Here is a 5,674-nt window from a genome sequence, read left to right as displayed (position 1 = left end):
TAAGATTATGAACACAATCGTAGGTAGAATTACCAAAAATGCAGAAATCAACACCTTGAAAAACGATAAACAGGTCGTAAACTTTTCGGTAGCACCCAATGACTAAATTACTAAAAAAAGTGGAATTGAAAAGCATATGCGGCTAAATATTTAGGCTTTTCAATTCAAGACTTCATCCCGCATTTTGCAAATACTATGTTGAACTAAACCTCCGGTAGCTTTTCCTGAGGCTGTTTTATTAACTTTGTTTTTATTCAACAAAATAAAATCTCTAAAATGGCTACAAAAAAAAATCTCCGGAGGATTTAAGACCTGCCTTGAGCGCAGTCGAAAGGACGAACAAAATTTTGAATCGCGCTTCGAGCGAAGTTAGTGGTTTTTCGGAACTGATACAACGTTTTGAAAGAAATATTTCCATCCAAGGAAAAAGTCCCAGAACCTTTGATAATTATTCCAGGCATGTTGCTGCATTGGCATTGCATTTTAAAACATTGCCTACCGAACTGGATCCTGAACAGGTCAAAGATTATCTCTTCGAACTGCAACAGCGATCAAAAACACCTTCCCAGACTTATTTTAAACATACGGTTTATGGACTTAGGTTTCTTCTTAAAGCGGAAGGATTACCTTACAGTTTTCTACATCTTCCTGCCATTCCAAAAGTGAAAAAACTGCCTACTATTTTAAGTCGTCAGGAAGTTTGGCGCATGCTTCAAACGGCGCAGTTACTGAAACATAAACTGCTCATCGGTTTGATTTACGGCTGCGGACTTCGATGTATGGAAGTTAGAAATATCGAACTTCATCATCTTGATTTTGACCGACAAATGCTGCACGTTGTTCAGGGAAAAGGCAGTAAAGACCGTTATGTTCCTTTATCCAAACATTTAATTCGGGGACTGAAAACCTTTATTTCAGTAGAAAATCCGACTCAATATTTATTTAATGGAAATCAAAATAGAAATATTGAAGAGATTGACCAGCCAGATTCGGGCAGAGCGGATTTTGATAACAGATACAGCCAGCGCGGCGTTGAATGGGTGATTAAAACGGTGAGCAAAAAAGCGGGAATCACCAAAGTGGTTCATACCCACACTTTGCGACACAGCTTTGCTACGCATTTATTGGAAGATGGAGTTTCCATCATTATGGTTCAAAAACTTTTGGGACATGAGCGGATTGAAAGTACCATGGAATATCTTCATGTCTGTCAGTTGTCTGACCAAAAACCGCACAGTCCTTTGGATACCGTTTTCGCTTTATGCCGCAAAAATGGAAACCCGAAGTAAGCCAAAGAAACAGAGCGGAACTGTTGCTGATGTTCTTCGTAAAATTAATTTGTCGGCGCAGAATTTTACAGTTCATCAGGAAAAAACGCTTCGGGCTTTATCGTATTGTAGAACTTCTGCCTTGGGTGGTCATATTGATGCGTGCGATGGTTGCGGAAATATTTCCATCAGTTACAACTCCTGTCGTAATCGGCATTGTCCGCAATGTCAAGGTCATAAAAAAGAAGAATGGATTCAGAAACGCGAACAGGAATTATTGCCGTGCAGTTATTACCACGTGGTTTTTACGCTTCCTGAAGAACTCAATGGTTTGGCGATATCTCAACCGGCATTGTTGTACAAAACCTTATTTGAAGCGGCTTGGGCAACTTTAAATCAGTTTGGTAAAAATAAGGGGATCCAATTGGGAATGATTGCAATTTTGCATACTTGGGGACAGAATCTGAGCCTTCATCCGCACTTGCACTGCATTGTTCCGGGTGGCGGCATTAATAAACAAGGAAAATGGCGGGCGAAGATAAAATCTGATAAATACCTTTTCTGTGTAAAAGCGATGAGCAAAGTCTTTCGGGCAAAGTTTGTGGCTTCATTAAGAGTTTCCGGAATTAAAGACCAGGATTTAATAGATCAACTCTTTACCAAAAACTGGGTGGTTTATGCCAAAAGACCTTTTGGTGGCCCGAAACAAGTCATCGAATATTTAGGAAGATATACTCACAAAGTTGCCATCAGCAATTACCGTATCAAAGAAGTTACGGATAAAGAAGTTCGTTTTGGGTACAAAGATTATCGCAAAGAAGGTCAGAAAAAGGAAATGACTTTATCGAATACTGAATTTGTGCGCAGATTTAGTCTTCATATTTTGCCTCGAAGATTTGTAAGAATAAGGCATTACGGGATTTTGAGCAGCTCCTGGAAACGTGGGAAAATTAAGGATTTACAATCAGATTTAAAAATCCAGATTACAGAAGTAAAACCGAAAACTTTGCTTAAAAAATGTCGGTGTTGTAAGGAAGGAAACTTAATCACCATAGCGCTTTTCGGACAACGTGGACCGCCTCATGATTTTCTTGCCGTTTTCAATGCCTCGTCTGCAAAATAAACTTTGTGGGTAAGGGATTTTATATCTTAAAAGTAAAAAAAGCCTGTGAGTGCTTCAAGAAATCTCACCTCAGTTCCCAAAAAAAGCAGTCCTTCTAAAAAACTGCTCTAATATCCTAAATTCTAGAAACGATAACTCCATAAGGTGACCAACTGGGGAGGAAAAGCCACCGGAGGTTCCGTTCAACGGGCTTTCATTTCTTGTCTTTCAGACAAAACGAAAGCTTAGTTATTGTACGCAGTTTTATTTTTCTATTTTCACATCAATATTCAATGAGGGTTGAGCAATTGTTCTCTTTTCCCATCTGTCATAATAGCTCCTATAATAAACGGTTTTGAATAATGCTCCACTCAAATAAATCCATCCATCAAAATTATTTATTACTTGCATTGATACAAAGAAATTTTGTTTAGAAATCCATACATTTCTTTTAGATATATCAAAGGTAAATGTCCCTGCTTTTATGTCGGCTTCTGTTAATTGTACTGTTAGATTTTCACTTAACAAAGAATTGTCAGGAAGTCCATTTTTTTCTGAATATACATTGAAACTTATCAAAAGAGGTTTATCAGTTTTCAAATTTACAATATTAATATTGATCTTTTGAATTTTTAATTTTTTGTTATTATTAAAATAAACACCAAATTCTTTAGATTTATCTTCTTTGGTTCTTGCAGGATTAAAACCAAATTGTACTTTTTTGGTTTTTGCATTAGTTCCCCAGTTTTTTTCGGAATATCTTTTTGGATTTAATTTAACTTCTTGAATATCTACTACTTTTTCGTTAAGAGAAATTATGTGATTTCCACTTATAAAATTTTGAACTGATTGAGAAAAATTTTCAAATCCTCCAACTTGCACTGTAATATTTTTATTCTGATCAACATTTGTCAAGTCAATTGAATAATTACCTTTTTCGTCAGCAATTGCTCCAAAATTTTCATTTTCAATTCCTATTCTAGCAAAAGGAATTGCGCTATTGTTTTCTTTCGAAATAATCTTACCATTTATTGTTTGGGCATTTAAAATACCACAAAAAATTATTGCTAAAAATTTAAATAGTTTACTCATTTAGTTAGTTTGTATAAACCCGTTTGTTGTAAAATTGCGTACAACGGAAAAGGGCTTTGCGAGGTGCGGGCTACTGCAACCGAGATTTCAAGAGGAGAACCGAACCCTAGCAAAAACTTTTTCCATTTTTTAAAATTACGAAAGAACTAAAAAATGGAAAAGTTTTTTGCGGGTACTTTTTAGAATATTTCTGAGATTTCCTTCAACCCCGCATCTTGCAAAACCCATCTTTACTTTACACCCATAAATTAATACCTTTAAAATTAACAAGACAGAGGTGAACTAGAAATACCTTTAGAGATTAAAAGTCTCATCTAACATATCAGTCCTCTGCCTTGTTTTAAAAGGTTGAAAAAGCTTTAGATAGAATACCAGATTACCCAGATCTAATAAAGATTTTAAAGCAATTCAACATCAATTTAACACCACTAAATTATGAAAAATTACAGAACTTACATCGGAATTGATGTAGCAAAATTAACCCTCGATTATTGCATCGTAAAAGAAGATCCACAGCTCGAACAGGGTCAGATACTGAACACTCAAAAATCGGTCGATAAGTTTTTAAAAACATTGAAAAAAACCGGCTACCAGATGAATGAGACTCTTTTCGTCTTCGAAAACACCGGCATTTATTCCTCGCTGCTTGCGTTGGTTTTAAGCGAAAACAGCCTGGATTACGCCCAGGTTCCTGCTCTGGAAATCAAACGTTCTCTGGGGATTACCCGTGGCAAAAGCGATAAGGTAGATGCGAAAGAGATTGCTCATTATGCCAAACGAAACACGGATAAAATCGCGCTTTCCACCCTTCCTGAGCTCAGTCTGCAGCAACTGAAAATAGTGTTTGCCGAGCGTGAAAAAACCGTGGCAGCCATTAAAACATTTGAAAGAACAAAGGAAAACGAAATGTTCCTGACAAAAGAGGTTTTCAACAGCGTAAAAGCAATTAATAACCAAACGGTAAAACACCTGAAAAAACAACTTGTAATGTTGGATGAGAAGATCAGAACACTGATTCGGGAAGACGAAAACCTGTACGGACAGCAGCAACTTCTAAAAAGCATTCCGGGTATCGGGGATATTACTTCGGTTTATATCTTAATGGCGACAAAAGGATTTACGGCATTTACAAGCGGACGAAAATTTGCGTGTTATTCAGGTGTGGCGCCCTTCGAGCATTCTTCCGGCACAAGTATTAAAGGAAAAACCAGAGTCAGTCACCTGGCGGATAAAAAAATGAAAACACTGCTGCACATGGCCTCTCTTACGGCAATAAAATACGATCCGGAACTCAAGGACTATTACAACAGGAAAAAAGCAGAAGGAAAGCATACTATGCTGGTCTTAAACAACATAAAATGTAAAATGGTGTACAGAATCTTTGCCGTCATCCAACGGAAATCAAACTTTGTGAACCTGCATAAATTTGCAGCTTAATTTTATCACTTTTTGTTTGGTTTTTGTCATAGAATATGTTAGCAGAAGTGTCTTCTTTAGCGCGTCCAATCCTCAAGCTTCCCATTTTTCTCTTGCCAAATTTCTATATAAATATCTTCTGAAATTGGTTTTCCTTTATCCTTCAAAATATCAAATTGTAGTCCAGTTAAAGCATTTCTCACTTTGCTGATACAATACTCATATTCATCTTCCTCATAGAACTCTTTTCGTTCTTCATTTGAATAGGTCATTCTCACATTTGATATTTTTCCATTTTCAGAAATTGTAATTAGATATTTTTCCGAACAATCATAATCACTTTTCCAATTTTTCTTTTTCAGTTTTTCAAAGATAATTTTAGAAACTTTGCTTTTATCCTTTCGATTAATTCCATTTTTGATTTTTGCATAATTTTTCACATTTCCTTGACTAATTAAATTTCCATTTTGAAAACCTAAAACAGTTTCGTATTCAAATATTTTATAAAAAACTCCGTCCCAACGGAGAATTTTATTTTTTTCTGTTTTGTCAGGAAAATTGATTAATCCAGTAAACCAATTAATAAAAACTCTGTTGTTTTCCACTTTATCGCCAAAAATTTCCTTCATCTTATTTTGAGAATTAGATAAATTTACTGATTATCCGTTTATGCACCTGTTATATTCGCAATTACTAGTCTGTCAAAGAGTTTGTCTCCAAAATACCGTCTGTTTAATTTGTAAATAAACTCGTTGAGATACAACTGTAAGTATTTCCTTTTGATTTTATGGTAGTT

Annotated in this window: 5 protein-coding genes and 1 pseudogene; 3 read left to right on the top strand and 3 right to left on the bottom strand. The window is 35.7% G+C overall.

Going from position 1 to position 5,674, the window contains the following annotated elements:
• The first annotated feature begins 317 nt into the window (after positions 1 to 317).
• Positions 318 to 1,289, top strand: a complete 972-nt coding sequence (locus ACEYOS_RS04510; RefSeq protein ID WP_373797520.1) for a tyrosine-type recombinase/integrase — start codon at positions 318 to 320, stop codon at positions 1,287 to 1,289.
• Positions 1,273 to 2,391 (top strand): IS91 family transposase, encoded by a 1,119-nt coding sequence (locus tag ACEYOS_RS04505; RefSeq protein WP_373797519.1) that lies wholly within the window; start codon positions 1,273 to 1,275, stop codon positions 2,389 to 2,391. The genes ACEYOS_RS04510 and ACEYOS_RS04505 overlap by 17 nt, the downstream gene beginning before the upstream one ends.
• A 243-nt stretch (positions 2,392 to 2,634) precedes the next feature.
• Here ACEYOS_RS04505 and ACEYOS_RS04500 read toward each other — a convergent pair whose 3' ends face one another.
• Positions 2,635 to 3,462, bottom strand: coding sequence for a carboxypeptidase-like regulatory domain-containing protein (locus ACEYOS_RS04500; RefSeq protein ID WP_276285351.1), 828 nt, complete (start codon positions 3,460 to 3,462; stop codon positions 2,635 to 2,637).
• Positions 3,463 to 3,897: 435 nt separating this feature from the next.
• On the opposite strand from ACEYOS_RS04500, the gene ACEYOS_RS04495 reads away from it, so the two are divergent.
• A complete protein-coding gene (locus ACEYOS_RS04495; protein ID WP_373781369.1) occupies positions 3,898 to 4,899 on the top strand; it encodes an IS110 family transposase in 1,002 nt (333 codons plus the stop codon).
• Between the two features lie 56 nt (positions 4,900 to 4,955).
• Here the strand turns inward: ACEYOS_RS04495 and ACEYOS_RS04490 are convergent, their stop codons facing one another.
• The gene (locus ACEYOS_RS04490; protein WP_059137249.1) at positions 4,956 to 5,507 is read right to left on the bottom strand and encodes a hypothetical protein; all 552 of its coding nucleotides are present in this window, start codon (positions 5,505 to 5,507) and stop codon (positions 4,956 to 4,958) included.
• 38 nt (positions 5,508 to 5,545) lie between these two features.
• A pseudogene (locus tag ACEYOS_RS04485) lies at positions 5,546 to 5,674 on the bottom strand (IS1595 family transposase); the annotation flags it as partial.

This window comes from Kaistella sp. (genome assembly GCF_041824135.1).
Taxonomy (GTDB): Bacteria; Bacteroidota; Bacteroidia; order Flavobacteriales; family Weeksellaceae; genus Kaistella.
The sequence above is the reverse complement of the archived record's forward strand: the minus strand, read 5'-3'. Positions and strand labels throughout refer to the sequence as shown.

Coding starts and splice junctions, on each gene's coding strand:
- ACEYOS_RS04500 (WP_276285351.1), bottom strand. CDS start 3,462: ATGAGTAAACTATTTAAATTTTTAGCAATAATTTTTTGTGGTATTTTA.
- ACEYOS_RS04490 (WP_059137249.1), bottom strand. CDS start 5,507: ATGAAGGAAATTTTTGGCGATAAAGTGGAAAACAACAGAGTTTTTATT.
- ACEYOS_RS04505 (WP_373797519.1), top strand. CDS start 1,273: ATGGAAACCCGAAGTAAGCCAAAGAAACAGAGCGGAACTGTTGCTGAT.
- ACEYOS_RS04495 (WP_373781369.1), top strand. CDS start 3,898: ATGAAAAATTACAGAACTTACATCGGAATTGATGTAGCAAAATTAACC.